Origin of the sequence: Streptomyces paradoxus (genome assembly GCF_014202475.1) — a bacterium.
Lineage (GTDB): Bacteria > Actinomycetota > Actinomycetes > Streptomycetales > Streptomycetaceae > Streptomyces > Streptomyces paradoxus.
The window spans coordinates 1-24,995 of sequence record NZ_JACHGV010000001.1 but is presented as its reverse complement, the minus strand read 5'-3'; the positions used below and the strand labels follow the sequence as shown (position 1 = coordinate 24,995).

Annotated in this window: 27 protein-coding genes; 21 read left to right on the top strand and 6 right to left on the bottom strand. The window is 69.2% G+C overall.

Translation table 11 applies throughout. From position 1 onward, the window contains the following. Positions 1-1,109: 1,109 nt before the first annotated feature. The 6 genes from HNR57_RS00125 to HNR57_RS39285 all read left to right on the top strand — a co-directional run bounded on the left by HNR57_RS00125 (position 1,110) and on the right by HNR57_RS39285 (position 5,693). Complete coding sequence (locus HNR57_RS00125) at positions 1,110-1,568, top strand: hypothetical protein (RefSeq protein ID WP_184553935.1); 459 nt, start codon at positions 1,110-1,112, stop codon at positions 1,566-1,568. Between the two features lie 236 nt (positions 1,569-1,804). Beyond that, positions 1,805-2,176, top strand: coding sequence for a hypothetical protein (locus tag HNR57_RS00120; protein ID WP_246554104.1), 372 nt, complete (start codon positions 1,805-1,807; stop codon positions 2,174-2,176). A gap of 138 nt (positions 2,177-2,314) precedes the next feature. Next, entirely contained in the window at positions 2,315-3,445 is a 1,131-nt protein-coding gene (locus HNR57_RS00115; protein WP_184553932.1) for a PLP-dependent cysteine synthase family protein, read from the top strand. After that, a complete protein-coding gene (locus tag HNR57_RS00110) occupies positions 3,442-4,743 on the top strand; it encodes an MFS transporter (protein WP_184553929.1) in 1,302 nt (433 codons plus the stop codon). The genes HNR57_RS00115 and HNR57_RS00110 overlap by 4 nt, the downstream gene beginning before the upstream one ends. A gap of 82 nt (positions 4,744-4,825) precedes the next feature. Beyond that, positions 4,826-5,392 carry a DUF1015 family protein gene (locus tag HNR57_RS39290; protein WP_246554101.1) on the top strand — a complete coding sequence of 189 codons (567 nt, stop codon included), beginning with the start codon at positions 4,826-4,828 and terminating at the stop codon, positions 5,390-5,392. Beyond that, on the top strand, positions 5,274-5,693 hold the full coding sequence (locus tag HNR57_RS39285; RefSeq protein WP_246554190.1) for a DUF1015 family protein: 420 nt from the start codon (positions 5,274-5,276) through the stop codon (positions 5,691-5,693). The genes HNR57_RS39290 and HNR57_RS39285 overlap by 119 nt, the downstream gene beginning before the upstream one ends. Before the next feature lie 366 nt (positions 5,694-6,059). On the opposite strand, the gene HNR57_RS00100 is transcribed toward HNR57_RS39285, so the two are convergent. Beyond that, entirely contained in the window at positions 6,060-6,665 is a 606-nt protein-coding gene (locus HNR57_RS00100; protein ID WP_184553927.1) for a dihydrofolate reductase family protein, read from the bottom strand. Between the two features lie 262 nt (positions 6,666-6,927). Between HNR57_RS00100 and HNR57_RS00095 the strand changes: the two genes are divergently transcribed. Next, on the top strand, positions 6,928-7,179 hold the full coding sequence (locus HNR57_RS00095; protein ID WP_246554098.1) for a beta propeller repeat protein: 252 nt from the start codon (positions 6,928-6,930) through the stop codon (positions 7,177-7,179). Positions 7,180-7,214: 35 nt separating this feature from the next. Here HNR57_RS00095 and HNR57_RS00090 read toward each other — a convergent pair whose 3' ends face one another. Continuing rightward, complete coding sequence (locus tag HNR57_RS00090; protein ID WP_184553923.1) at positions 7,215-8,072, bottom strand: DUF5134 domain-containing protein; 858 nt, start codon at positions 8,070-8,072, stop codon at positions 7,215-7,217. Between the two features lie 204 nt (positions 8,073-8,276). On the opposite strand from HNR57_RS00090, the gene HNR57_RS40205 reads away from it, so the two are divergent. Then, positions 8,277-8,402, top strand: coding sequence for a hypothetical protein (locus HNR57_RS40205; RefSeq protein ID WP_281403858.1), 126 nt, complete (start codon positions 8,277-8,279; stop codon positions 8,400-8,402). An 89-nt stretch (positions 8,403-8,491) separates the two neighbouring features. Beyond that, entirely contained in the window at positions 8,492-9,127 is a 636-nt protein-coding gene (locus HNR57_RS00085; RefSeq protein ID WP_184553920.1) for a hypothetical protein, read from the top strand. A gap of 438 nt (positions 9,128-9,565) precedes the next feature. On the opposite strand, the gene HNR57_RS39280 is transcribed toward HNR57_RS00085, so the two are convergent. The 3 genes from HNR57_RS39280 to HNR57_RS00070 all read right to left on the bottom strand — a co-directional run bounded on the left by HNR57_RS39280 (position 9,566) and on the right by HNR57_RS00070 (position 12,847). Further along, positions 9,566-9,982, bottom strand: coding sequence for an MDR/zinc-dependent alcohol dehydrogenase-like family protein (locus tag HNR57_RS39280; protein WP_184553917.1), 417 nt, complete (start codon positions 9,980-9,982; stop codon positions 9,566-9,568). 24 nt (positions 9,983-10,006) lie between these two features. Further along, positions 10,007-11,593: a Na+/H+ antiporter gene (locus tag HNR57_RS00075; protein ID WP_184553914.1), complete on the bottom strand. Its 1,587-nt coding sequence runs from the start codon at positions 11,591-11,593 to the stop codon at positions 10,007-10,009. 237 nt (positions 11,594-11,830) lie between these two features. After that, complete coding sequence (locus tag HNR57_RS00070; RefSeq protein WP_184553909.1) at positions 11,831-12,847, bottom strand: zinc-dependent alcohol dehydrogenase family protein; 1,017 nt, start codon at positions 12,845-12,847, stop codon at positions 11,831-11,833. Between the two features lie 356 nt (positions 12,848-13,203). On the opposite strand from HNR57_RS00070, the gene HNR57_RS00065 reads away from it, so the two are divergent. From HNR57_RS00065 to HNR57_RS00035, 7 genes are all read left to right on the top strand, one after another. After that, a complete protein-coding gene (locus tag HNR57_RS00065; protein WP_184553906.1) occupies positions 13,204-14,079 on the top strand; it encodes a helix-turn-helix domain-containing protein in 876 nt (291 codons plus the stop codon). A gap of 246 nt (positions 14,080-14,325) precedes the next feature. Beyond that, positions 14,326-14,925, top strand: a complete 600-nt coding sequence (locus HNR57_RS00060) for a flavodoxin family protein (RefSeq protein WP_184553903.1) — start codon at positions 14,326-14,328, stop codon at positions 14,923-14,925. 34 nt (positions 14,926-14,959) lie between these two features. After that, complete coding sequence (locus HNR57_RS00055; protein ID WP_184553900.1) at positions 14,960-15,349, top strand: nuclear transport factor 2 family protein; 390 nt, start codon at positions 14,960-14,962, stop codon at positions 15,347-15,349. Positions 15,350-15,375: 26 nt separating this feature from the next. Continuing rightward, complete coding sequence (locus HNR57_RS00050) at positions 15,376-16,077, top strand: type 1 glutamine amidotransferase domain-containing protein (protein WP_184553897.1); 702 nt, start codon at positions 15,376-15,378, stop codon at positions 16,075-16,077. Between the two features lie 49 nt (positions 16,078-16,126). Continuing rightward, entirely contained in the window at positions 16,127-16,465 is a 339-nt protein-coding gene (locus HNR57_RS00045; protein WP_184553895.1) for a MoaF-related domain-containing protein, read from the top strand. A gap of 105 nt (positions 16,466-16,570) precedes the next feature. Next, positions 16,571-17,440, top strand: a complete 870-nt coding sequence (locus tag HNR57_RS00040; RefSeq protein ID WP_184553893.1) for a helix-turn-helix transcriptional regulator — start codon at positions 16,571-16,573, stop codon at positions 17,438-17,440. 205 nt (positions 17,441-17,645) lie between these two features. Then, positions 17,646-17,870, top strand: coding sequence for a hypothetical protein (locus HNR57_RS00035; protein ID WP_184556652.1), 225 nt, complete (start codon positions 17,646-17,648; stop codon positions 17,868-17,870). A 119-nt stretch (positions 17,871-17,989) separates the two neighbouring features. Here HNR57_RS00035 and HNR57_RS00030 read toward each other — a convergent pair whose 3' ends face one another. Then, on the bottom strand, positions 17,990-18,376 hold the full coding sequence (locus HNR57_RS00030; protein ID WP_184553891.1) for a winged helix-turn-helix transcriptional regulator: 387 nt from the start codon (positions 18,374-18,376) through the stop codon (positions 17,990-17,992). Between the two features lie 157 nt (positions 18,377-18,533). Here HNR57_RS00030 and HNR57_RS00025 point away from each other — a divergent pair, with 157 nt between their 5' ends. From HNR57_RS00025 to HNR57_RS00005, 5 genes are all read left to right on the top strand, one after another. Continuing rightward, positions 18,534-19,265, top strand: coding sequence for an alpha/beta hydrolase (locus HNR57_RS00025; RefSeq protein WP_184556412.1), 732 nt, complete (start codon positions 18,534-18,536; stop codon positions 19,263-19,265). A 562-nt stretch (positions 19,266-19,827) separates the two neighbouring features. After that, the gene (locus tag HNR57_RS00020) at positions 19,828-20,466 is read left to right on the top strand and encodes a (2Fe-2S)-binding protein (RefSeq protein ID WP_184553889.1); all 639 of its coding nucleotides are present in this window, start codon (positions 19,828-19,830) and stop codon (positions 20,464-20,466) included. 12 nt (positions 20,467-20,478) lie between these two features. Beyond that, complete coding sequence (locus tag HNR57_RS00015) at positions 20,479-21,459, top strand: FAD binding domain-containing protein (protein ID WP_184553887.1); 981 nt, start codon at positions 20,479-20,481, stop codon at positions 21,457-21,459. Next, entirely contained in the window at positions 21,456-23,648 is a 2,193-nt protein-coding gene (locus HNR57_RS00010; RefSeq protein WP_184553885.1) for a xanthine dehydrogenase family protein molybdopterin-binding subunit, read from the top strand. Before HNR57_RS00015 ends, HNR57_RS00010 begins: the two co-directional genes overlap by 4 nt. Positions 23,649-23,747: 99 nt before the next feature. Further along, positions 23,748-24,893, top strand: coding sequence for an XdhC family protein (locus HNR57_RS00005; protein ID WP_184553881.1), 1,146 nt, complete (start codon positions 23,748-23,750; stop codon positions 24,891-24,893). Positions 24,894-24,995: the final 102 nt, after the last annotated feature.

Below are 24,995 nucleotides of genomic sequence, written 5' to 3'. Positions count from 1 at the left end.
GGTGGGGGGTGATGTTGGGGTGGCGGTGCGTCGGATCTTGATCCGTTGCCACTGGTTGGCGATGTGGTAGTGCGGGAACGTGCGGGACGGGTCGCTCGGGTGGCGCAGCAGGTAGCCGTCGACGGTGCCGTGCTTGGCGGCGTACCACTCGATGCTCTGCCTCACCCGCGCGGGCAGGGGCACGTCCCGGTACTCGCCCACCTTGCGGTGCTTGAGCCGCTCGTACTGGCAGGTGGTCCGGTTGACCTGCTCGGTGATGCGGTAGACGTCGTCGGCGACGATGTTGTTCAGGTTGACCGCGAACGCCTCGCCGTTGCGCATGCCGCAGCCGCTCATCAGGTCGGCGACCAGCAGGAAACTGTCGTCGCCGGCGGTGCGTATCTGCCGCAACTGCTCCGCTGACGGGATCACCACCCGCTTGGGGTCGTACTGCGGCGGCTTCACCCCGGCCACCGGGTTGTCGTCGAACAGCCCCAGCCGGTTCGCGTCCAGCAGGATCGCCTTCAGCTTGTCGAAGGCGTTCGCCTGAGCGGCCAGGCCGATGCCGTTACGTTCCATGGTCTGCAGGAAGCCCTCGACCACCTTGTGATCGAAGGAGTTCATCCGCCGGCTGCCCAGCAGCGGCAGCAGATGAATGTTCAGCAGCGAATCCTCTTGATCTCCGCGCTGGTGTGGCAGCTTCCGTCAGGGGTGCAGCAGTTCGACATGGGACTCTCCACAGCTGGATCTGGTACCCCTGGGGGGTATTTTGAAGTGCGTCGGCCGCGTCTGGTAGCGGCTTGAAGATGAGGAGTCGGTCATGAACGCTGGACTGCGGATCACCGTCTTCGCCGCCGCTCTCGCTGCGACTTCCGGCACCGCCGGCGGCGTGGGCGGCGTGGTGGCCGGGCCCGAGCAGCTCACAGGCGGAGTCGGCCGAGGAAGAGCCGGGGCACGCACACTGAGGCGCGCGGCCCTCACCGCTTCCGGTACGGGCCGCTCCCGAATGCGGCGGCCGGATCAGGTCGCCCGAGCGCTAGCCGCAGCAAACAAGCCATTCATCTGACGAGTTGGCCCAGTGTTTCGACACGGGTGGTCGATCGCTTCCAGCGAGCCGCTAGGATCACGGCATGGTTACGGCTTGGTCGCCCTGGCGCATCGTCAGGACCCGCTCTGGTGCGGGTCCGCTGTTGCGCGTGCTGGCCATGGCCGTGCTCCTGTTCGGCGTCCTCGTGACGCACGGCGTGCACGTGGAAAGTGTCAAGGGGCACCTCTCCACCAGCGCAACGGCCTTCACCGCACCGTCGGACGGCGGCGTTCGCCATGCAGGCGTCGAGCCGAAGGTGCTGTCCGCCGAGGATGCCGACGATCATCATGGGAGCCATGGGCCGTCACATCCTGGCGAGCACTGCGTATCCGGACAGCCTCAGCAGGCTTCTGCCCTGGTATCGCCCGGCTTTGCTGCGTCGGTTCGCGAATCGACCAGTTCCCGCGACGCCTCAACCCTTCGAGGGCCGGCCGCCGGTGACCCCATGGACGTTGAATCTCCCGTGGCTCTCAGAGCAGCCTCCGTGGTGCAGCAGGTCTAGAGGTACGCGGTTCCTCCCCCCGGCCCGCCGGATGTCACCGGTTCGGCTGGTACCGCGCGACGAGCGTCCTTTCCCCTGCTCATGATGGGGTGTCACGTTCGTCGAAGCCGTCCTGCACCCACCCATGTCTGCGCCTCACTCCGTGCTTGCCGGAGACGTGGCAGCAGCACGGAGGACCTGTGTCGACCCGCTCCCGTATGCCCGCGCGCCCCCTATGGGTGCCATGCGGCTCATCGTTGTCCCGCCGATTCGTCTCGGTGATCCGCGGCGCCCTCATGATGGGGCTCGTGCTCTGCGCCGTCCTGCACGGTGTGCCCGAGGAGACGCACGAGCCGGTGTCCATGCCCGCCGCCTTCTCGGCGACGGCAGCCGACAAGGAGCCGCATGGCCCCCACGCTCCCCATGGGGGCGAGGAGTGTGCGGCGGACGTGATCGTGCGCACCGCGGCCCAGCCGACCGAGGAACTCGCCCTCTGTGCGATGGCCGTCGCACTCCTTGCCGTGTCCGTGGTGGCCGGGAGGCCCCTCCTGCGGTGTGAACACCGTAGACGTCGCAGCGCACGCACCGGCCGACTGGCGCTTGCTCGTACGTCGCGGTGGCGGATCTAGACCACTTGCTCGCAGCCGACAGACTTCACGGCTGCCGCGTGCCCATGGCCTGTGCGCGCGGACGCATCGTCCGCCCATGACCAGGACGCGCGAGATGAACCGCACCGGTTTTCATCGAGCGAGAGTGAACACAAAGACATGCAGTCATCGACCAAGGCCGCGACGACCCCCTCCGGCCGGTCCGCCCTGTCCGGGCTGGTGGGCAACACCCCGCTACTGCGGGTGTCGGAGCCGCTGGCCCCGGCCGGGCGAGGCTTCTGGGGGAAGCTCGAAGGCTTCAACCCCGGCGGCATCAAGGACCGTCCCGGGCTGCACATGGTGGAGCGGGCCCGTGCCCGTGGCGACCTGAGGCCCGGCGGGCGGATCATCGAGTCCACCAGCGGGACCCTGGGACTGGGGCTGGCTCTGGCCGGGATGGTGTACGGCCATCCGGTCACCCTGGTCACCGATCCGGGGCTGGAGCTGTCCATGACCCGGCTGCTGACCGCCTACGGCGCCCAGGTCAACGTCGTTTCCGAGCCGCACCCCACGGGCGGCTGGCAGCAGGCCCGCCGCGACCGCGTGCAGCGGCTGCTGGAGCAGCACCCCGGCTCTTGGTGCCCGGACCAGTACAGCAACCCCGACAATGTCGCCGCCTACACCCCACTGGCGCTCGAACTCGCCTCCGGGATGGGCCACATCGACGTGCTGGTGTGCAGCGTCGGCACCGGCGGACACTCGGCCGGCGTCTCCCGCGTCCTGCGTCAGCTCTACCCGGAGCTGACCGTCGTCGGCGTGGACACCATCGGCTCCACGATCTTCGGCCAGCCCGCCCGACCCCGCCTGATGCGCGGCCTCGGCTCCAGCATCTACCCCCGCAACGTCGCCTACGAGAACTTCTCCGAGGTGCACTGGGTGGCGCCGCACGAGGCCGTGTGGACGTGCCGTCAACTGGCCGCCTCCCACTACGCCACCGGCGGCTGGAGCGTCGGCGCGGTTGCGCTGGTGGCCGGCTGGCTGGCCCGCACGATGCCGGCGGACGCACGCATCGTCGCGATCTTCCCCGACGGTCCACAGCGATACCTGGGGACCGTCTACGACGACGACTACTGCGCCGCCCACGGCCTGCTGGAGTCGCCACCGGCACCCGAACCGGAGCTGCTCGGCTGCCTGGACGAGAAGGAGGTCACCCGCTGGACCCGGTGCACCACCGTCGTCGATCCCCTCACTCTGCAAGGCGCTCAGGGCGCCTCGGACGTCGAGGCGGACGCTCCGGAGGAGGACCGATGAAAGGGCTGTACACCCAGGTCCGGTCATACGAGGGCAGCGTCCAGCTGCTGATGGTCAACCAGTTCACCATCAACCTCGGCTTCTACATGCTGATGCCCTATCTGGCCGCCCACCTCTCCGGAACGCTCGGCCTGGCCGGCTGGATCGTCGGACTCGTCCTCGGCGTACGCAACTTCAGCCAGCAGGGCATGTTCCTGGTCGGGGGCACACTCGCCGACCGGCTCGGCTACAAGCCTCTGATCGTCGCCGGATGCCTGCTGCGCACCCTCGGCTTCGCGACGCTCGGACTGGTCGATTCCCTGCCTGCCCTGCTGGCAGCGTCCGCGGCCACCGGTCTGGCCGGGGCGCTGTTCAACCCGGCCGTACGGGCGTACCTCGCGGCCGACGCGGGGGAGCGCAGGGTGGAGGCGTTCGCCCTGTTCAACGTGTTCTACCAGGCGGGCATCTTGCTCGGCCCGCTGGCCGGCATGGTGCTGACCGGCGTGGACTTCCGCATCACCTGCCTGGTCTCCGCCGGGATCTTCGCCCTGCTGAGCGTCGTACAGATCCGCGCGCTGCCCGCCAGGAGGTCACTGGACGCCAAGCAGCAGGACGCTCACGCAGGTCAGGGTGTGCTCGCCCAGTGGCGCGGCATCCTCGCCAACCGGCCGTTCCTGCTCTTCTCCATCGCCATGATCGGCTCGTACGTCCTGTCCTTCCAGGTCTACCTGGCACTGCCGTTGGAGGTGCGCCGGCTCGGTGGCGACGGGGAGTTCGGCACGACGGCGGTGGCGATGCTCTTCGCCGTCTCCGGGCTGACCACGATCCTCGGTCAGACGCGGGTGACGGCGTGGTGCAAGGCGCGGTACGAGCCAGGGCAGGCACTCGTGCGCGGACTGGCAGCGATGGGGCTGGCCTTCGTACCCATGCTCGCCGCCACCGCCGTGCCGGTACCGGAGTCCGGGATCGGATTGTGGCTGCTCGCGGCGGTCCCGCCGACACTGGCGGCGCTTCTGCTGGCCATCGGCACGATGATCGCCTACCCGTTCGAGATGGACACCATCGTCCGCCTCTCCGGTGACCGCCTCGTCGCCACCCACTACGGGCTGTACAACACGATCTGCGGCATCGGCATCACCGTGGGGAACCTCGGCACGGGCGCCGCGCTCGACGCCGCTCGCGCGGCCGGGATGCCCGCGCTGCCCTGGATCACGTTGTGCGCGCTCGGCCTGGCCTGCGCGGCCGCCTTGTACGGCCTGCACCGCACGGGCCGACTGGCGGCGCATCCGGCCTCCGAGCCGCTCGCCGCGACCGTCTGACCCACCGGCCCTCCGGCCCAGGGGCGGGGCACCGCACGGTGCCCCGCCTCTACTGGGCCCTGCCCTCTTCCAGGAGTCCTTCATGCCCGCTCCCGCGGTGCCCTTCCCCGAGCCGATCCCGTTGCAGCTCCGCCCCTTCCGGGCAGTGCGCTACGACGCGGACCGTGTCGGCGACCCGTCCGAGCTCCTCGCCCCGCCCTACGACGACCTTCACCCAGCCCGGATCCGCGCGCTCCGACGCTACCCCCACCACGTGGCCCGGCTGCTGTACGCGGACGCGCCACAGGGCGCCGCCCGCGAACTGGGGCGCTGGCTGCGACGCGGCGTACTCCGCCGGGACGAGCGGCCCGCCCTGTACGTCTACCAGCAACGGCGTGGCGCCCGGATCCTCCAACGCGGCCTTGTCGGCGACCTGTCGCTGCCACGCCGGGCGGGACAACTGCTGCCGCACGAAGAGGTGTCGGCTCATGTGGTCAGGCAGCGCGCCCGCCCATATGTCAGGGCTGCGCGCCCAATTGGAGCCACTGCTGCTGGCCCACCGCGGCAGGGAGTCGACGACCACACAGCTCATGGACCACGCCACCCGCCGTACGCCGGTCGCCGTTGCCCGGACCGGACAGATCACCCACGTATGGTGGGCTTGCGATGACCCTGCGGACCTCGCGCTTCTGGCCAGTGGTCTGTCCGTAGGGCAGGCACTCATCGCCGACGGCCACCAGCGCCACGCCGCCTGCCTCCAGCTGAGCGCAGATGCGGCAGGCCCGGGGACCAGCAGCCTCGCCCTCCTGGTCGATACCGTCACGTCTCCGCTTCGGCTCTCCGCGATCCACCGACTGCTGCCGGCCCTGGAACCGGAGAAAGCCGCACGCAAGGCGGCCGAAGTGGCCGGAGTGCTCCCGCTGCCAGGAGGGCCGCGTCCGCCTGAGCCCGGACGATCCTGTTGCCCGTGATCAGTCAGGAAGTCCACCTCGTTCGGTCCCAAGCCGACGGCGGGTCTGGCGATGCGCGTGCTGGGCCTGTCGTAGCGGCGCTTCGGTGATCTCGACGGGGTGTGCCGCTACGTGCTCTGTGGGCTGTAGTGGCCGAGGAACATGCCGACGTCGCTTGTGATGAGACGGTCGGTCAGGTCCTCGTCAGCGTCGTCACCCCGGCGCAGTACGACACCCTCCAGCTCTTCATACGACGCTGAGCCACGCCCTCACAACCACTGGCCGGTGACCCGCATGTGCACCGTCCGGGGCTGATCGCGACAAGAGCAACCAGCCCTGGACGGTCCTCGGCGGTGGCGGCCGTCCAGACCGGCGGACGAGGCGACGTCACGCAGGGACGCCGAGCGGCGGGTGCTCGAGCACGCGGGGCTTGTACTCGACCAGCTGGATGCGGCCGTCGAAGGTGCGGTGCTCGATCATCTCGAGGGCAACGTCCGGATAGCCGTCGTAGATGCGTTCTTGGCCCGTGGCCCCGGTGATCACCGGGAACATCACGACCCGGAAGCGGTCGACGAGTCCGGCTCGTAGCAGGGACCGGCACAGGCTGAGGCTGCCGATCGTGCTGAGGAGCCCCGTGCCACTCGACTTCATGGCGCGGACCGCCTCGACGGCGTCGTCGCGGACGAGCGTGGAATTGGCCCACATCAGTGGCTCCTCAAGTGAGGAGGAGAACACCACCTTGGACGCTTGCGTGAGCTCGTCGACGGACGCCTCTTCCTCGGGCCTGAACTCTTCTTGGCCATCCGGGACCTCGCCTGCGGCGAAGCCCGACATCAGGCGGTAGGTGTTCGCTCCCATCAGGTAGGTGGCCTCGGGCTGCTTGCCGAGCCATGCGAGGTACTCCGGGCCCTCGAGGCCCCAGAACCCGGGCCAGCCCTCTCCCGATGCATGTCCGTCGAGGGAGGTGATGAAGTCGACGAGAAGCTCCGACATGGCGGCGTCCTTTCCTGGGTGTCACGAGTTTGGACCGGCCGGGCACCACAAACTCATCGGCCGCGCTGTGGAGTAACGAGAAAATTCATGACGCTGCAGCTGATCAGGTCGGCGGAGCGGCACTGCCCATGGGCTTCACCGTGTCCGGCGCGAAGACCTTCTACGCCAGCGGCCACCCGACCTCGGGTGCGCCACCACCGCCGACGGCGTAGCCCGGAGCGCCGATGGCGGCAGCACCTTCGCACAGGGTGAGAAGCCCGTGATGGCCTTCCTCTCCTGGGCGGCGAAGGACGCCTTGTACGGTATCGACACCTCTGGCGGCGTTCACCGCAGCGGTGACGGCGGCAGCACCTGGAAGAAGGCCGCCACCGTGCCGGGCGGCCGGCCCCAGGCTCTCACCGCCGTCGACGCCGAGCACATCCTGGCAGCCACCCAGACCGGGGTGTACGAGTCGAAGGACGGCGGCAACGCGTTCACGATGCGCCTCGCCGTCGAATCGAGCGGCGCCCACTGAGCGGTATCTCCCCAGAAGCCGGGGCCACGGAGGAGTCAGCCGGCCATCATGACGAGCATGGCGAACATCGTGCCGCCCATGCCGATGTGGGCCGTCAGCGCTGCGCCCGGTGACGTACCCGGCGGGCGACGGCGGCTGCCCGCTGCCGCGTGTGCCCGGCGCCTGTTCCCTCCTGGCCGGGCCTTGTCCCATACGGAAAGGGCGAGGGACGCGACGAACACCACGATCGCGTCGGGCAGGGCGAGAAGCCGTCGTGCCCAGCGGCCCCTTCCTGCGCCGCGGCCCGCACCCGACTGCCGATCGGTGCCGCGCAGTCGTGCCCAGACGGACGCGACGATCGAGAGCAGGAAGTACACGGCCAGAGCGAACAGAACGGCACGCCACACAGAAGCGGAGCCTCCCGCCGCAGCGCTGTGGGCGGCGCCGGTCGTCACGTCGTGCGAGGTCATCCCAGAGGCGTCGGACGTCCCGGCGGCCCCGTGGCCATGTCCGTGGTTCATGCCGGCCATCGAGTGCCCGCCCAGAGCCAGAGCCGGAGCGGAGTCGGTGCCCGGCATGGCCAGCGTCATGATCACCATCGCGGCACTGCCGATGACGTGGTGTGCCCAGCGGCGACCGTGTTGCCAGCCGTGCAGCCGGGCGTGGCGCACGGACAGTGCCACACCGCCGAGGCCGACGGCGGTGAAGGCCGTGACCCACCACAGGCCGTGGTCTCCGAAGCTGGCTGCCGTCGCGGGAAGGAACATCGCGGCCATGCCACCGGCCATGACGATGTCGCCTCCGGCCGCGAACCGGGCCTCTCCGCTGTCCGCCGCGGCGAACCGGGCTGCGCTCACGACAGTCACGAGTACGGAGACGGCCGCCAGCGTCCACGTCAGAGCCGGACTTCCCATTGCTGCCCTCCGCACCGACCGGCCGTCGCGTGCGCGGTGGTCGGCGGGCGCGTCGACGCGGGTCGTCCTCTGGCTGTCACCTATGGATGCCCTCAGTACGTAGTGGGGCCAAGAGGTGTTCACGATGACGAGCGCACGGCCGCGCCGGCGTGGTCCGAAGTATGCGGCCGGTCCGCGATGTCCGGGTGGGTCAACTCCACCTCGATGAGCCGCTTCCCCGCGTTCGCCAAAGAACTCCGGCTGATCGATCAGGACGCGTATTTCGTCAGGACGCCGGGCTTCGACAAGTGCGACGCCTCGAAGCCGACGATCAAGTGCGACATCCGGTAGCACGATACTGACGCACACCGCACGTGCGGCTCGGGGCCGGTCACAGGGCCGACCCCGGGCCGCGCCACACCGGAGAACGGAGACACGCAGTGAGTTCCGGCGGGATCACTTGGATAGCGGACGACGACATCTCCTGGCTCGGCTACTACATCAAGCTGGCCCGAGGCCTGACCGGCGAACAGCTCGCCGCCCGCCTCGCCGCTCCCGGCGGCCCCGTACCGGTCCAGGCCACCACCGGGCCGCAGGCTGAAGCGCTCGTCGACCGGCTCGACGCGGAGCGCGGCGACGCCGAAAACATCGCCGTCCGCTACGGCGACCACGCCGGCCTGGGCTTCGCCCTTGCCTACGGCCACTGGCCGTCCGTCCTCGGGCCCGCGTACCACGACGGGACATCCCGAGACGGGGCCCACGTCTTCGAGCTTTACTACGAGAAGCAGAACCCGAAGGTCCCGCCACCCGCGTTCGCCTACTTCCACGACGACCACTATGTGTGCGGCTTCGACATGTACATGTACACCTGGTCGCAGGAGATCACCGGCCCCGGCGCCGACCTCATCCGCGCTGACACCGATGCGGCCGGAATCCCGGAGCAGAGGGAGAGGGACACGGCGCACCGTGCCTCTCTCGCCGTTCTGGAGCAGCGCTTCGAACTGGCGCTCCCGCGTGATCTGATCCTTGACGCGTCACTGCCCACTGCACTCGTCAGAGGGCAGCAGCCGCGATGAGCCGTCCCCGTGATCGCAGGCGTCCCCCAGCAACCCCAGGGAGACACCCGTACCGTTCCGGCGGCGCCGCGGTGCGTGCACAACCGCGGCTGGACCCGTGGCGGGTCGCCTGGAGCGCAACGGTGGCTCCAGGCAACCGACTTCAGGCTCCTGGACTGGGGACAGCACGGTGAGCGGTGTGGGACTGCGGCCGGGCCGGTTCACATGGGCGAGGATTTCCCGGGTCGGGTCGTGGCCGGCACGCTCTGATGTCTCGAGCCGCGCCGCGACAGCCCGTTTCGAGTCCGCGGGGTGAGCCGGCCCTGCTCTGCCAGCCGGCGGAGGCGGTCGAGCTCGGCGTGCTCCCGTGGGTACTGCGGCACGAACGTGTGCCGGGTGACGATGCCGCGTTCACCGGGCACCCGGGCGCCGCCGACGGAGGTCGTCACCCGCCCGCCGTCACGTACCGCGCGGACGGCGAGCTCGGCGACGCCCGCGGTGTCGACGAGTCCGTCGACGCCGTCGCCCACCTTCTTTCGTACCATCTCCGGGAACTCCGCGGGGCAGTACGACATCGGCACCGACGTCGTAGACCAACTGCTCGTCCTTCGGGCCCGCGTCGGCGATCACCCGGAAGCCGTCCGCCTTGGCCAGCTGGACGGCGTAGCCGCCCACCGCACCGGCCGCTCCGGTGACCGCCACGGTGGCACCCGCAGGAAGCTCCAGCAGGTCCAGCGCCATACGGGCCGTGAGTCCGTTCATCGGCAGAGTGGCGGCCTCGATGCCGGTCGCGCCTGCCGGAACGCGGACCACCGACTCGGCGGGGACGACCAGTACCTCGGGCCCGCCGAATGCAGTAAGGCCTATGGCCTTCATGGAAAGTCCTTCCTCGGAGATGAGTCATTCGACCGTCGCGCCTCCGGACAGGCGCATCTCCTCGCTGTCGAGGGCGGCCTGCAGGCGGCGCAGGACGGTGTCGTCGATCCGGCGCTCGTCGCGGAGCCGGACGACTGTGGCGCGCTTGTGGGATATGAGGGCCAGGCGCAACGCGAGGTAGTCCTGGTGTTGGAGAACCGCCGGGTCGTCAGTCGCCCCCGCGCTCCTGGCCCGGACGGACGCCAGGTGCGCCTCGTACTCCTGCCGCAGCCACTCGACGATCCTCGGATCGCTCCGCAGATCGGCGGCGAGCTGGGGCATCACCTTGATCGCCTCTTCGATGGCGGAGGTCTCGGCAAGGTCGTGTTCTTCGTCGACCGAGGTGTCGGGTGGCAGCTTCGCCCAGCGCACCGCCACGGGCAGCAGGAGTCCTTGTACGACCAGCGTCACGAGGATGACGCCGGAGGTGACGAAGACGATGAAGCTGCGGTCGGGGAACGGCTCGCCCGAGTCGAGTGTCTGCGGCACCGAGAGCACCATCGCGAGCGAGACCGCGCCGCGGAAGCCGGCCAGCCCACTGACCACACGGGTCCGGTGACCGACGCGGAGCATGCGTTGCCGGGGGCGGCGGTCGAGCGCGCGGACCAGGTAGGTGGAGGCGTACAGGAACGCGAAGCGCACGGCGACGAGCACCACGCAGATGACACCGACCGCGATCAGCGCATCCCGGAGATCGGCTCGGCCCAGGTCGCGGACGGCGTACTGCAGTTCCACCCCGACCAGGACGAACAGTGCACCGTTGATGAGGAAGGTGGCCAGTGGCCAGAACGCCAGTGCCTGCGTGCGGTGTTCTGCCTGGATGATGCGCGGGGCGACCTGGGACATGATCAGGCCGCTGACGACCACCGCGAGGACGCCGGAGGCCTCGACCAGTTCGGCGAGCAGATACGCGGTGAAGGGCGCCAGGATCATGACCAGGTTGCCCAGCAGGGGATCGGCCAGGCGGCGCCGCAGGTTCATGTTGACCCACGCGACCGCCACCCCGACCGCGGCGCCTCCGCCGTAGGCGAGCAGGAACAGCCCACCGACGTGGGGGATGCTCAGGTGTTCCTCGCCGACCGTGATGCCGACGGCGAGACCGTAGACGACCAGGGCCGTGCCGTCGTTGACCAGGCTCTCCGCGCGCAGGATGGTGACCTGGCGGCGTGGCAGGGCGCGGGCGAGGACGCCGACCGCCGTTGCGTCCGTGGGCGCCATGGCCGCGCCGAGCACCCACGCCGGTCCCCACGGCAGCCCGAGGGCGTGCCCCGTCGCCGCGACGGCCCAGGCCGTGAGGATGACAAGGACGGTGCTCAGCTGCAGGATGCCGCGCAGGTTGATGCGGATCTCCCGCAGGGAGGTGGTCAGGCTTTCCCAGTACAGCAGCACCGGCAGGAAGAGCAACAGCACCACGTCCGGGGGCAGTTGCGCCTCACGCACTGCCGGGGCGAACCCCAGGAGAACACCCGCCACGAGCAGGACGACCGGCGGGGCGATGCCGAGGCGCTGTCCCACGGCGTTGCCCACCAGCACGGCCACGCCCAGGACCACGACGAGTTCGAGACCGAGCAAGGTGCTTCTCCTGGAGGGGTGAAAGAGCCGCTGTTCAGCGCGGTGCCAGGCGCCGGCGCTGCCGCCGAACGGGCGGACAAGGAGCGGACGTAGAGGTCGTCACCGTCGCGGACGACCCAGAGCGGCACCGGTGTGCGGCGTTCCCTCGCTGCGCGACGGGACTACGACCGTGCGGCGGGGCGTGCCCTCGTGGGCATGAGCGCGGTCGGCGCAGCTCACGCCCACGAGGCGACTGGGTCAGACCGTGAGCAGGGCCTTGATGGCGCGGCGTTCGTCCATCGCCTTGTAGCCTTCGGCGACCTTCTCCAGGGGCAGGGTGAGGTCGAAGACCTTGCCCGGGTTGATGCGGCCGGACAGCACGCGGTCGATCAGGTCGGGCAGGTAGCGGCGTACGGGAGCCGGGCCGCCGCGCAGGCCGACCTGGGAGAAGAACAGCTCCTGGCCGTCGACGGCCACTTCGTGGGGGACGCCGACGAAGCCGACGTTGCCGCCCGGTCGTGCGGAGTGCAGGGCCTGCCGCATGGACTCGGCGGTGCCGACGCACTCCAGCACGGAGTCGGCGCCGATGCCGTTCGTGAGGTCTTTGACCCGGGCGACGCCGTCCTCGCCGCGCTCGGTCACGATGTCCGTGGCGCCGAACTCCAGGGCGAGCTTCTGCCGGGGCTCGTGCCGGGACATGGCGATGATCCGCTCCGCGCCGAGCTCCTTCGCGGCGATGACACCGCACAGGCCGACGGCTCCGTCACCGACCACCACGGCCGTCGAGCCCGGCTTCACCTCGGCGGCCAGTGCCGCGTACCAGCCGGTGCCCATCACGTCGGACACGGCCAGCAGGCTGGGCACGAACTCCTCGCCCGGGTCGCCCTCGGTGGCCACCAGGGTGCCGTGGGCGTTGGGGATGCGCACGTAGTCGGCCTGACACGTACTCATGAACTCGCGATTCAGACAGGAGGACTGCCAGCCCTTCCGGCAGTTGGCGCAGGTGTTGTCGGAGGTGGCGAAGGAGCCGACCACGAACTGGCCGGGCCGGATGTGGGTGACCTCGCTGCCGGTCTCCTCGACGATGCCGACGTACTCGTGCCCCATCGGGTGCGGGTCTCCGACGGGCTCCAGACCGCGATACGGCCACAGGTCCGAGCCGCACACACAGGTGGCGACCGTACGGATGATCGCGTCCGTCGGCTTGACGATCTCGGGCTCGGGGACGTCCTCCACCCTGATGTCACCGGGGGCGTGGATCACAGTTGCTCGCATGTCTCTTCTCCTGATGCGTTTCTCGTGTGGGGGTGGCTCGGGCGCGGGTGGGCTCTTCGCTTTGGTGGGTGGCCCTTGCCGGTCGGCAGCTGCTTCAGGAGTTCCATCGTGAATTCTCTTCGTGCGGTGCTGTGGCGCCGCTGTTCGGGCAGCGGTGTTCACCTGGACGTGCCGGATTCCTCGACGATGGCCAATGGGAGGTAGAAGCGTCGACGGACTGTGAAAACAATTGCCGATCTATCGCTCTGTCACCGCCCGCAGGGCCCGTACACAGGAGAATTCCACCCCGGGGGAGACCTAACCAGGGATAAAACCTTCCTACCCAGCCGAGTGGCGGACGGCGCACACTGGCCACTATGAACAGCAGCGCGCACCGTAAGGAGCTGGGCCAATTCCTGAAGGCCCGCCGGGCGGAGCTCAGCCCTCGTACGGTCGGTCTGCCGGAAACCGACCGGCGGCGGCGCGTGGCCGGCCTGCGCCGGGACGAGGTGGCCGTGCTGGCCGCCATCAGCACCGACTACTACACCCGCCTGGAGCAGGGTCGCATGACCCCCTCCGCGTCCGTGCTGTCCGAGCTTGTTCGGGTTCTGCACCTGAGTGACGACCAGCGGGACCACCTGTTCGAGCTGGCCGGAAGGGAGGCCGGTGGGACGCGGCGGCGGGCTCCGCAGAAGGCGCACCCCCGGTTGCATACCGTGCTGAACGAACTCAGCGTGGCCCCCGGCATGATCCTGGGCCGGTATCTGGGCATCCTGGCGTGGAACCCGATGGCCACGGCCTTGTTCGGCACCGATTTCGCTAAGGTCCCCAAGCGGCAGCGCAACTACGTCCGGCTGCTCTTCACCGCCCCGGCCGTGAGATCGCTGTACGCCGACTGGGAGGACTCCGCTCGCAACGCCGTGGCCGTGTTGCGGCAGCAGGCCGCGGCCTGGCCCGGCGATCGGAGACTGACCGCCCTCGTCGGTGAGCTGTCGGTGCAGGACGAGCAGTTCCGTCGGTGGTGGGGAGGCCGCCATGTGGTGCCCCGGCCTGGAGGCATGAAGGTGTTCAACCACCCGGTCGCGTGTGAACTCACCCTCGCCTGGGACGCCCTCACCTGCGTGGCCGACCCCGACCAGCAGCTGATCGTCTGGAGTGCCGAACCCGACTCGCGCACCTACGAGGGGCTGCGCTTCCTCTCCTCCTGGGCGGCGGCCCAGCAGGACGACCCGGTGTCCGGCACCGTCAACTGACGCTGCGGTCTCCTTTCGTGCCGGCGCACATGAATGGCTGGAGAACCCAGCGCGAATGGGCTTCCGTGATTTCCGGCATGCCCCCTGTGCTTTCCTCCCGGTCAGGGTCGAATCCTGAACCAGGAACGAATCCTGACCAGGGACGAATCCTGACCAGGGAAAAATCCTTCCTACCTTCGCTGTTGAATTCCGTGCCATGCTTCCAGAGCACGATTCATGCAATCCTTTTCGAGGAGCAATACCCCTATGTCCTCCACCTCCCGCCCCACGGTCGCCGTCGCTTTCCACTCCGGCTATGGCCACACCGCTGTCATAGCCGAGGCCGTGGCGCGCGGTGCCGCGGAAGCCGGTGCCGAGGTGCTCTCCGTACCCGTGGACACGATCACCGACGAGCAGTGGGCGCAGCTGGACGCCGCAGACGCGATCATCTTCGGTGCCCCCACCTACATGGGCACCGCCTCCGCCGCGTTCCACGCTTTCGCCGAGGCGAGCAGCAAGCGCTGGTACACCCAGACCTGGGCCGACAAGATCGCTGCCGGCTTCACCAACTCCGGTGCCAAGAATGGCGACAAGTCCTCGACCCTGGGCTACTTCTTCACCATGGCCGCCCAGCACGGCATGCACTGGATCAGTCTCGGCGTGCAGCCGGGCTGGGCTTCCACCGAGGGAAGCGAGGACGACATCAACCGTCTGGGCTACTTCGTCGGTGCGGGCGCGCAGACCCCGGTCGATGCCGGCCCGGAGGCAGTCCACCAGTCGGACATCGCCACCGCCGAGGGCCTTGGCGCCCGCGTCGCGCAACAGACCGCCTTCTTCCTGGCAGGCCGTAGCGCTCTCGCTGCCTGAGACAGACCTCCGTACACCTCCAAGGAGCACCCTCATGTCCGACTCCCCGAACGTCGCTCTCGTCCGTCGGCTCTACGACTCCGGCATGGCCCCGGACGTGGTCGCCGAGGTCATCGACCCCGACATCGTCTGGGACATCACCCCCGGCTTCCCCTACGGCGGCGTCTACAAGACCTGGGCGAGCGCTGGTGCCGACTTCTTCGGCCGGCTCGCTCCCCAATTCACCTCATTCGGAGCGGTGGCCGAGGCGTTGTACGGCTCCGGTGACCACGTCTTCGTACGCGGCCACTACCACGCCGTTTCCAAGTCCGGCCAGGAGTCGGACGCGCGCTTCATCCACCTGTGGACGGTCGGTGGCGGCAAGCTCACCCACCTGTTCCAGGCCGCTGACAGCCACGTAGTCCAGCAGGCCGCGAACGGCTGACCACGCTCATTTCCAGGGAGAATCCCATGTCAAAGATCCTCTTCCTCATCACCGCCGCCGACCGCTGGACCCTGGCCGACGGGTTCGAGCAGCCGGCGGGCTTCTGGGCCGAGGAGGCCATCGGCCCGTACGGCGTGTTCAAGGAGGCCGGATACGAGATCGCCGCGGCCACCCCCGGTGGCGTACCGCCGACCGCCGACGCGCTCAGCCTGGCGCCGGACTTCAACGGCGGCCCCGAGGGCGCCGAACGGATGAAGGCCGCCCTGCGAGACGCGGTCGAACTCGCGAAGCCGATCCGCATCGATGACGTCCGCATCGACGACTACGACGCCGTCTTCGTCCCCGGCGGCTGGGGTCCGATGGAGGACCTGTCCGACGACCCCGCGACCGGCAAGCTGCTGGGCGACTGGCTCGCCTCCGGCAAGATCGTGTCACTGGTGTGCCATGGCCCGGCCGCGCTGCTGTCCACCGTGGACGCGGACGGCAAGTCCCCCTTCGCCGGCTACCGCCTGACCGGGCTGTCCAATTCCGAGGAGATCCAGAACGGCCTCGCCGACCGCGCGAAGTGGCTGCTTCAGGACCGTCTCATCTCCGACGTGGGTGCGGACTACCAGAAGGGCGAGGAGAACTTCGCTCCCTACATAGAGAGGGACCGCACCCTCATCACCGGCCAGAACCCCGCCTCGGCCGTCCCGCTCGCCCGGGAAGTCGTCAAGGCGCTGAGCTGACACCCAGCGCCGGCACGGAAGTCACAGACAGCAGAAAGAGGTAGGACTGATGGACAGCAACGCGACCCTTCCCAGCGTGGGGCAGACCTGGCTGGCGGATCTCGGCCCGGACACGCCGCTCGGCCACTTCACGGTGGAGATCACCTTCGACTCGGCGACCCAGGTCAGCTTCGAGGTGACGGGCGGTGCCATCAAGGGCCGGAAGCAGACGATGGAGTACACCACCACCCGGCTGCGCGACGGCCTGTACGTCGTGCGCTGGACCGAGCCCGACGCCGGTGACCATGTCACTCACATCGAGGACTACACCGAGGGAACCTGCATGGCCAGCTCCGTCATCGGAGGCGCGTTCGTGCAGCTCCACGGGAAGTGGACCCGCGTCCGCTGAACCAGCGGCGGGCACCGGCCGGCCGCGCGTCATCGTGACGGTGAGCGCTTCCAGGGACAAATCTCTCCCCCTGACAACGCCGCTCTCCGGTGCCAAGGTGATGGCATGAACCGCGATCCTCACCGCCATGATCTGGGGGAATTCCTCAAGGCGCGTCGCGCCGAGCTCGACCCGGCCGCCGTCGGCCTGCCCGACGGTGGCCAGCGGCGCGTCGCGGGCCTGCGCCGTGAGGAGATCGCCGTACTGGCGGCCATCAGCACCGATTACTACGCCCGCCTCGAACAGGGCCGCATCCAGCCCTCGCCGTCCGTGCTGGAGTCCCTGGCTCGCGTCCTGCACCTGGACGACGATCAGCGTGCCTACCTGTACGAGCTCGCGGCCAAGGAGGAATTCCGTCCGCCCCGCCGCCGGCGGCCGCGCCCCAAGGCCCAGCCGCAGTTGCAGCGCATGATCGACGACATGGCGCACACCCCCGCCTTCGTGATCGGGCCGCGCACCGAGATCGTCGCCTGGAACGCCATGGGCGCCGCCCTGATCACCGACTTCGGGAAGATCCCGGAGGAGCGGCGCTATTACATCAGGCTGCTCATCACCGACCCCACGATGCGCGAGCTGTACGCGGACTGGGAGGGCGTCACCCGGCTGGCCATCGCCCAGATGCGCATGCACAACACGAACAACCCCGGGGACGAGCAGCTCGCCGCCCTGGTGGACGAACTCTCCGTGCGGGACGACCAGTTCCGCGAGTGGTGGGGCGCCCACCACGTCGCCGTCCGGGACACCGGGACCAAGCACCTGCGCCATCCCGTGGTCGGCGACCTGCACCTCGACTGGAACGCCGTCACCTGGGCCGCCGACCCCGACCTGCAGATCATCGTCTGGACCGCCGAATCCGGCACCCCGACCCACGACAGCCTGCGCCTGCTGGCGTCCCTGGCGGCGAGCCCCAGCCGTTCGACCAACAGCTCTGCCTGACCGTCCCCGGTATTCCCTACAAGGGGGGAGCCTCTTCTTCTATGTGGCCCACGCCTGGGAAGAGGCTCCCTTCTTCGTGTACGGCTCTCCTGGCACGCTCGTCACGAGGCAGACCGCGCCACGCACTTGTGCCGCCGGTCCGCCCCCCTCTTGACCGGTTCCTCAGCGCCGAGGCGTGCGGCCTGCCTGTTCATCCGCCAGGACGATGCCGCTCGCTGCCCCGGAGCCGCGCTGGACCGCCCGCCTGTGGGGCGTCCTCGCCGTGCTGTGCCTGGTGCCGTTCCTCGACGGCCTCGACGTCTCCGTGGTCGGCAACCTGAGCATGATCGCGCTGATGGGCTCCTACACCAGCTTCCAGTTCACGATGACGCTGTTGCTCCTGAACCTCGTCCCGCTGCTGCGGCTCCAGCACCGACCCGCAGAACGATGAGCGAGCGCTTGCATGGGCGCGGGAGGCGAGTTGTATCGGTGCGACAACGGGACGACCACCGTGGCCAGGGCAGCTCATCGAGCCGTACCTGCCGATGGGTGAGTAAAGCCGGGCGGGGGTCAGGCGGGCGAGGTGTCGGGGCGGGCGTCGTACGCGGCGCGGGCGGCGTCGATGTGCGTCAGGTGCGTGATGCTCCACTCCAACAGGGGTGCGGTCGCTTCGCGGAGGGTCCTGCCCATCGGAGTCAGTTCGTAACTGACGTGCGGCGGCATGACGTTGCGGACGGTTCGTGTGAGGATCCCGTCGCGTTCCAGGCCGCGCAGGGTGACGGTGAGCATTCGCTGGCTGATCCCGTCGACGGTCCGCTTGAGTTCGGTGAAGCGGCGCGGCCCCTGGCTGAGGTTACGCACGATCAGCAGCGACCACTTGTCGCCGACGATGCCGAGCACTTCACGGGCCTGGCACGGGTCCTCCGGCCGCGACTCGCCGCCCACTGTGCCGCTCATGGTTACCTCCAGAGAACCGGGGCACCGAAATGTGCCTTATTGATCGGGGTGCGTCAGGTGCAGCACGATGATTTCGGTTCCTGAAGAGTACCGAGGCACAAACAGGAACCGTAATGCGCCCGCGCCTTCACCCCCCGAAGAGGAAAAAATTCACCTCATGTCAACTTTTCTGCTGGTACATGGAGCCTGGCACAGCGGCCGCTGCTGGGAGCGGGTGGTCCCGCTGCTGGAATCGGTCGGACACCGCGTGTTCGCGCCTTCACTGACCGGCTACGGCGACAAGGCGCACCTGCTCGGTCCCGAGGTGGGGCTCGACACGCACGTCGCGGATGTCGTCAAGCTGATCCACGAGGAGAACCTGACCGAGGTGGTGCTCGTGGGTCACAGCTACGCGGGGCTGGTCGTCTCGTCCGCGGCCAACGAGGTACCGGAACGAATCGCGCACCTGGTGTACCTCGACGCGATGGTCCCGGAGCACGGCGAGACCGCCGTCGACGTGCAGCCCATGACCCAGAACCTGATCGACCTGGCCGCCAAGTCCGACAACGGCTGGCGCATCCCGCCGCTGCCCGAGATGCCCCCGCCCCTCGGCCTGTTCGGAGTCACCGACCCGGCGGACGTCGCTTGGCTGCGTGCGACGCTCTCAGACCAGCCAGTGCGCTGCCTGCGGCAACCGGTCCGACTGGACAACCCTGCCGTGGACTCCATTCCGCGCACGCACATCCACTGCGTCGGCGCAGAGCCGGAAGGCATCGTGCGGCGACCCGTTCCCGCGACACAGCCCAACGGCTCCCCAGCACGGATACGGGAACTGCCGACCGGGCACGACTGCATGATCACCATGCCGGCGGACCTGAGCGAACTGCTGCTTGAATCCACCCTTCGGTAGCGTCCGGACCGTGACTGCGGCAGCGAGCCGGAGAAGGCCCGCCACCGTCGGACAGCGGACCCGGCCCATGAAGCCGCCCGCTTCACGAAAGAAACGCCATAGGGCCTTATGCGAGGTCACTTTGTCTTCGGCAGAGGCAGGAGGCCGTTGATCCAGACCATCGCGGCTCGTAGGTGGAGGCCGGCGTCGTAACTTGCGGGGGTCTTGTCGTTCGTGGTGAGCACGGGCTGTGGTGGAATCAGTGAAAGAGCGGAACGGCGTCGCGGACGGAAGGGCGTCCGAGGACATCGCCCAACTGCGTATGATCGCGCGCTGCCGCCCGGACGATGCCCGGCACCGCCAACGCTTACTCGCGGGCGAGATAACCAAGGGGAACCCAAGCAAAGGCAAGGGGGGACAAAACTCTCCCTGTCATGGGTGGTTCGTGTGGTGCAAGACTTCCCGCGTGATCAGCCGCCCTGTTGAGGCGAGTGGTCACCCGTTTCCCGCGGTGGCGTCGAACCCGTGCCTTTTCTCCCGCTGGTGTACACGACTGATCCGTCCGTGATGCAAAGGCGAACGTATGTCCTCTGAACTCCCTGAATCTGCTGTTCCTCCCCCCACCGGAGCCAGTGAGTCAACCTCGGGGCCCAGCCGGCGCACCTTCGTCGCCACCGGCGCCGCGGTCGGCGGTGCAGTGGTGGCTGGAGGAGCGTTCTTCGTCGGCTCCGGTGAAGCGACCGCTGCCGGTGTCGCACCCTCCAGCGAAGTCTCCCTGACCGTCAACGGCACCCGCCGGACCGTCACGGTCGACAACCGGACCTCCCTGCTGGACCTGCTGCGCGAGCACCTCGGCCTGACCGGCTCCAAGAAGGGTTGCAACGCCGGGGCCTGCGGTGCGTGCACGGTCCTGGTCGACGGGCAGCGGGTCAACTCCTGCCTGACGCTGGCCGTGCGGCTGGAGGGCGCCGAGGTCACCACCATCGAGGGCCTGGCCAAGGGCGACGAACTGCACCCGCTGCAGCAGGCGTTCATCGACGAGGACGCGTTCCAGTGCGGCTACTGCACTCCCGGCCAGATTCTGTCCGGGGTGGGCTGCATCCAGGAGGGCCACACCGACTCGCCGGAGGAGATCCGGGAGTGGATGAGCGGCAACATCTGCCGCTGCGGCTGCTATGTGAAAATCGTGCGCGCGGTCGAGCAGACCGCGGGCCGGAAATGAGGCCGGGCCACCATGCATCCCTTCTCCTACACCCGCGCCTCCGACACCCGTGAGGCCATCAACGCCGGTCGCCGAGGCGGGCGTTACATCGCCGGCGGCACCACACTCGTCGACCTGATGCGCGAGACCGTCGAACACCCCGAGACACTCGTCGACATCTCACGTCTGCCGCTCCGCGAGGTCACCGCCACCGAGCGGGGCGGGTTGCGCATCGGCGCCTTGGTGACCATGTCCGAAGCCGCAGCGCATGCGAAGGTACGCGCCCTGTTCCCCATCGTCTCGGAGGCGCTGGAGCTGAGCGCGTCCGCGCAGTTGCGGAACATGGCGACCATCGGCGGCAACGTCATGCAGCGCACCCGCTGCACGTACTTCCGCGACGTCACCACCGACTGCAACAAGCGCGAACCGGGCTCGGGTTGCGCCGCCCTGCACGGCTACAACCGCACGCACGCGATCCTCGGCACATCGAACGACTGCGTGGCCACCCATCCCTCCGACGTGGCCGTGGCGTTCGCGGCTCTGGAGGCACGAGTGCTCCTGCAGGGGCCGGAAGGGGAGCGTCAACTGCGCTTCGCCGACTTCCTGCTGCGACCGGGCAGCACCCCGAACCGCGAACAGGCCATCAGGCAGGGCGAGTTGATCACCGCAGTCGAGATCCCCGCCCTTCCCCGTCCCCTCAAGTCGGGCTACCTGAAGGTGCGGGACCGGCAGTCCTATGAATTCGCCCTCACGTCGGCGGCCGTCGCCCTGCACATCCGCGGCGGAGTGATCCGGGAGGCGAAGGTCGCCGCCGGCGGCGTGGCCACCGTGCCGTGGAAGCTGTCCGCAGTCGAGCAGGCCCTCATCGGTGAGCGCCCCTCGGGCCGCCTGTGGGCCGAGGCCGCCGCCCGCGCCGCCGACGGCGCCCGCCCCCTTCAGTACAACCGGTTCAAGGTCGAGCTCCTCAAGCGGACCGTCGAACGTCAGCTGCGCATCGTAGGAGAGATGGAATGAGCCCCCAGCCACAGGCAGCCGTAGGTGCACCGCTGTCCCGGGTGGACGGCGTGCTCAAGGTCACCGGCAAGGCGGAGTACGCCGCCGAACATGACATCGACGAAGTCGTGCATGCCGTCATCGTCGACGCGAGCATCGGCCGCGGCCGTATCACCTCCATCGACTCGCGTGCAGCCGAGAAGCACGCCGGTGTGGTGCGGGTGATCCACTACGGCAACGCGCCGAAGCTCCCGTACCGCGACAACGCCGGTTCCAACAACCCTCCCGGTCGTCGCCTGCGCGTCTTCCAGGACGACAAGGTTCTCTTCCACGGCCAGCCGGTCGCCGTCGTGGTGGCGACCACCCTGGAGGCCGCGCAGCACGGCGCGAGCCTGGTCAAGGTCCGCTACGACGCCGAGAAGCCCTCGACCGACCTCACCAAGGCCGAGCCGGGCGAGCCGACGCGTTACGCGCGCGGAGACGCGGAAGCAGGTCTGCGCTCCTCGGCCATACGGCTGGACCTGACCTACGAACTGGCCCGGAACCACCACAACCCGATGGAGCCGCACGCCACCGTCGCCCGCTGGGACGGCAACCGGCTCACCGTGTGGGACAAGACCCAGTGGGTGATGGGCACGCACGACGAGATCGCCGCGGTCTTCGGCCTGCCGGCGGACGCGGTGCGCGTCATCAACCCGTTCGTCGGCGGCGGCTTCGGCAGCGGACTGCGCTGCTGGCCGCACACGATCGTCGCCGCGCTGGCCGCACGGGTGACGCGTCGTCCGGTGAAGCTGGTGCTCAGCCGCAAGCAGATGTATTTCGGCACCGGCTTCCGGCCGTCGTACGAGTACCGGCTGCGCCTGGGGAGCGACCGGCGCGGCCGGCTGAACGCGGCGATCCACGACATCGACGCCGAGACCTCGTCGTACGAGACGTTCAACGAGGCGGTCATGCCGGCCGGGCAGATGCTCTACAGCATGCCGAACGTGCGCCAGGCGTACCGGACGGTGCCGCTGGACGTGAACACGCCGATCTGGATGCGTGGCCCCGGGTTCGCCTCGGCGTCGTTCGTGATCGAGTCCGCGATGGACGAGCTGGCGCACGAACTCGGTATCGACCCGATCGAGTTGCGCCGGCGCAACGAGCCGAGCGAGGACGAGTCGACGAACGAGCCCTTCTCCACCCGGCGGCTCAGTGAGTGCTACACGGTCGGTGCCCGCGAGTTCGGCTGGGACCGGCGTAATCCGAAGCCGCGCTCGACGCGGGACGGGGACTGGCTGATCGGCCTGGGCATGGCCGCCGGGGTGTACGACCCGGGCCGGTTTCCCGCGCAGGCCCGGGCCCGTCTGGACGCAGACGGCACCGCCGTGGTCGAGGCGGCCACCAGCGACATGGGGCCCGGCACCTACACCTCCCAGACCCAAGTGGCCGCGGACGCGCTCGGGCTGACCATGCGCACGGTGACCTTCCGACTCGGTGACTCCCTCTATCCGCCGACCTCGCCGCACGGCGGCTCGGCGACCATGGCCAGCGTCGGCTCGGCCGTCGTCGACGCCTGCGACCAGGTGCGGCAGCAGGCGATCAAGCTGGCGGTCGAGGACCGCGAGTCGCCGCTGTACGGCGTGAACGCGGACGACGTGGTCGTACGCAACGGCCGACTGCACGTGCAGGGCAGTCCGGCGCGGGGGGAGACGTACAAGAGCCTGCTGGCCCGCAACGACCGCTCCCATCTGGAAGCGAAGGGCTCCTACAACGGGCCGGGCAGCGAGCGGTCTGCCTATTTCGCCTACAACGCCACCTTCGCCGAGGTCGCGGTGGACGCCAACCTGGGACTGGTGCGGGTGCGGCGGATGCTCGGCGTCTACGACGCGGGCCGGATCATCAGCCCCAAGCTCGCCGAGAGCCAGGCGTTCGGCGGCATCGTGGGCGGTATCGGTACGGCGCTGCTGGAGCACACGGTCACCGACCACCGCGACGGGCGGATCGCGAACCCCGGCCTCGCCGACTACTTGGTCCCCGTCAACGCCGACGTCCCCGACATCAAGGCGATTTACCTCGACGGCGAGGACAACGCCGGCAACCTGCTGGGCGTCAAGGGGCTCGGCGAGGTCGTCCAGGTGGGCGTGGCTGCCGCGATCGGCAACGCGGTGTTCAACGCCACGGGCCGCCGGGTCCGCCAACTGCCCATCACCGCAGAGGCGTTGCTCTGACGCCGCCGCCTCGACAGCCGGCTCAGGCAGCCCCCTCCGTACGGCTGCCGGGCTGCCCGCTCCCCTCTGCGACAGCGATCGTCTGCTTTGGAGACCCCCATGCTGAACATCGCGGACACTCTGCACCGCTGGTGCCGCGAGGAACGCCCCTTCTCCCTGGCCACCGTCGTCGACGTCACCGGCAGCGCACCCCTGCCCGTCGGTACGTCGGTGGCGGTGGACGAGGACGGCAACGCCGTCGGCAGCATCTCCGGAGGGTGCGTCGAGGGCGCGGTGTACGAGCTGTGCCGGGAGGTCCTGCACGGGCAAGGGCCGCCCCAGCGGGCCTGGTTCGGCTACTCCGACGACGACGCCTTCGCCGTAGGACTGACGTGCGGCGGCGAACTCGACGTCCTCGTCCAGCGCATCGACCCCGCAGCCCAGCCCCATCTCGGAGCGGCGCTCGCCGAGGCGGTTCAGGGCCGGCCCGCCGCCGTTGCCCAGGTCGTCGACGGCCCCCTCGCCGGCGCCACGTTGAGCGTGCTCGGCGACAGCTGGATCGCCGACAGCGCGCTGGGCGAGGGGCCGACCGGCCGGGCAGTGGCGGACCGGGCCACCGCCCAGCTACGGGTGGGGCGCACCGCGATCCTCTCCCTCGGTGGCGACGCCGACACCTGCCCCGAGAAGCTCTCCGTCCTGGTCCATGCGGCCGCCACCCGTCCCCGCATGCTGATCTTCGGCGCCATCGACTTCGCTGCCGCCCTCGCCCAGGCCGGCCGGTTCCTCGGCTACCGGGTCACCGTGTGCGACGCCCGCCCCGTCTTCGCCACCGAGGCCCGCTTCCCGCACGCCGACGAAGTCGTGGTCGACTGGCCCCACCGCTACCTGGCACAGACGGCTGTGGACGGCCGGACCGCCGTATGCGTCCTGACCCATGACGCCAAGTTCGACATCCCCCTGCTCCGGCTCGCCCTCGACCTGCCCGTCGGCTACGTCGGCGCTATGGGCTCCCGCCGCACTCACGACGAACGCCTGCGCCGCCTGCGCGAAGCCGGCGTCACTGAACACCAGTTGGCCCGGATGCGCTCCCCGATCGGCCTCGATCTCGGCGCCCGCACGCCCGAGGAGACGGCCATCTCCATCACCGCCGAGATCATCGCCCAAGCCAACCAGAGCACCGGCCTGCCTCTCACCCGGGTCACCGGCCCGATCCACCGCGTTTCCGGTGCTGCTTCAGGAATCCTTCTGAAGGCGCGAGCCGACTAGGAATCATGTGCTCATCGACACCTACGGCCGGGTGGCCACCGACCTGAGGGTCTCGCTGACCGACCGGTGCAATCTGCGCTGTACGTACTGCATGCCCGAGGA

What these genes read in the sequence shown, in the direction of transcription:
- HNR57_RS00125 (WP_184553935.1), top strand. Translation starts at nt 1,110, where the DNA reads ATGGTTACGGCTTGGTCGCCCTGGCGCATCGTCAGGACCCGCTCTGGT.
- HNR57_RS00115 (WP_184553932.1), top strand. Translation starts at nt 2,315, where the DNA reads ATGCAGTCATCGACCAAGGCCGCGACGACCCCCTCCGGCCGGTCCGCC.
- HNR57_RS00110 (WP_184553929.1), top strand. Translation starts at nt 3,442, where the DNA reads ATGAAAGGGCTGTACACCCAGGTCCGGTCATACGAGGGCAGCGTCCAG.
- HNR57_RS39290 (WP_246554101.1), top strand. Translation starts at nt 4,826, where the DNA reads ATGCCCGCTCCCGCGGTGCCCTTCCCCGAGCCGATCCCGTTGCAGCTC.
- HNR57_RS00100 (WP_184553927.1), bottom strand. Translation starts at nt 6,665, where the DNA reads ATGTCGGAGCTTCTCGTCGACTTCATCACCTCCCTCGACGGACATGCA.
- HNR57_RS00095 (WP_246554098.1), top strand. Translation starts at nt 6,928, where the DNA reads ATGGCCTTCCTCTCCTGGGCGGCGAAGGACGCCTTGTACGGTATCGAC.
- HNR57_RS00090 (WP_184553923.1), bottom strand. Translation starts at nt 8,072, where the DNA reads ATGGGAAGTCCGGCTCTGACGTGGACGCTGGCGGCCGTCTCCGTACTC.
- HNR57_RS40205 (WP_281403858.1), top strand. Translation starts at nt 8,277, where the DNA reads ATGAGCCGCTTCCCCGCGTTCGCCAAAGAACTCCGGCTGATCGATCAG.
- HNR57_RS39280 (WP_184553917.1), bottom strand. Translation starts at nt 9,982, where the DNA reads ATGAAGGCCATAGGCCTTACTGCATTCGGCGGGCCCGAGGTACTGGTC.
- HNR57_RS00070 (WP_184553909.1), bottom strand. Translation starts at nt 12,847, where the DNA reads ATGCGAGCAACTGTGATCCACGCCCCCGGTGACATCAGGGTGGAGGAC.
- HNR57_RS00065 (WP_184553906.1), top strand. Translation starts at nt 13,204, where the DNA reads ATGAACAGCAGCGCGCACCGTAAGGAGCTGGGCCAATTCCTGAAGGCC.
- HNR57_RS00060 (WP_184553903.1), top strand. Translation starts at nt 14,326, where the DNA reads ATGTCCTCCACCTCCCGCCCCACGGTCGCCGTCGCTTTCCACTCCGGC.
- HNR57_RS00055 (WP_184553900.1), top strand. Translation starts at nt 14,960, where the DNA reads ATGTCCGACTCCCCGAACGTCGCTCTCGTCCGTCGGCTCTACGACTCC.
- HNR57_RS00050 (WP_184553897.1), top strand. Translation starts at nt 15,376, where the DNA reads ATGTCAAAGATCCTCTTCCTCATCACCGCCGCCGACCGCTGGACCCTG.
- HNR57_RS00045 (WP_184553895.1), top strand. Translation starts at nt 16,127, where the DNA reads ATGGACAGCAACGCGACCCTTCCCAGCGTGGGGCAGACCTGGCTGGCG.
- HNR57_RS00040 (WP_184553893.1), top strand. Translation starts at nt 16,571, where the DNA reads ATGAACCGCGATCCTCACCGCCATGATCTGGGGGAATTCCTCAAGGCG.
- HNR57_RS00035 (WP_184556652.1), top strand. Translation starts at nt 17,646, where the DNA reads ATGCCGCTCGCTGCCCCGGAGCCGCGCTGGACCGCCCGCCTGTGGGGC.
- HNR57_RS00030 (WP_184553891.1), bottom strand. Translation starts at nt 18,376, where the DNA reads ATGAGCGGCACAGTGGGCGGCGAGTCGCGGCCGGAGGACCCGTGCCAG.
- HNR57_RS00025 (WP_184556412.1), top strand. Translation starts at nt 18,534, where the DNA reads ATGTCAACTTTTCTGCTGGTACATGGAGCCTGGCACAGCGGCCGCTGC.
- HNR57_RS00020 (WP_184553889.1), top strand. Translation starts at nt 19,828, where the DNA reads ATGTCCTCTGAACTCCCTGAATCTGCTGTTCCTCCCCCCACCGGAGCC.
- HNR57_RS00015 (WP_184553887.1), top strand. Translation starts at nt 20,479, where the DNA reads ATGCATCCCTTCTCCTACACCCGCGCCTCCGACACCCGTGAGGCCATC.
- HNR57_RS00010 (WP_184553885.1), top strand. Translation starts at nt 21,456, where the DNA reads ATGAGCCCCCAGCCACAGGCAGCCGTAGGTGCACCGCTGTCCCGGGTG.
- HNR57_RS00005 (WP_184553881.1), top strand. Translation starts at nt 23,748, where the DNA reads ATGCTGAACATCGCGGACACTCTGCACCGCTGGTGCCGCGAGGAACGC.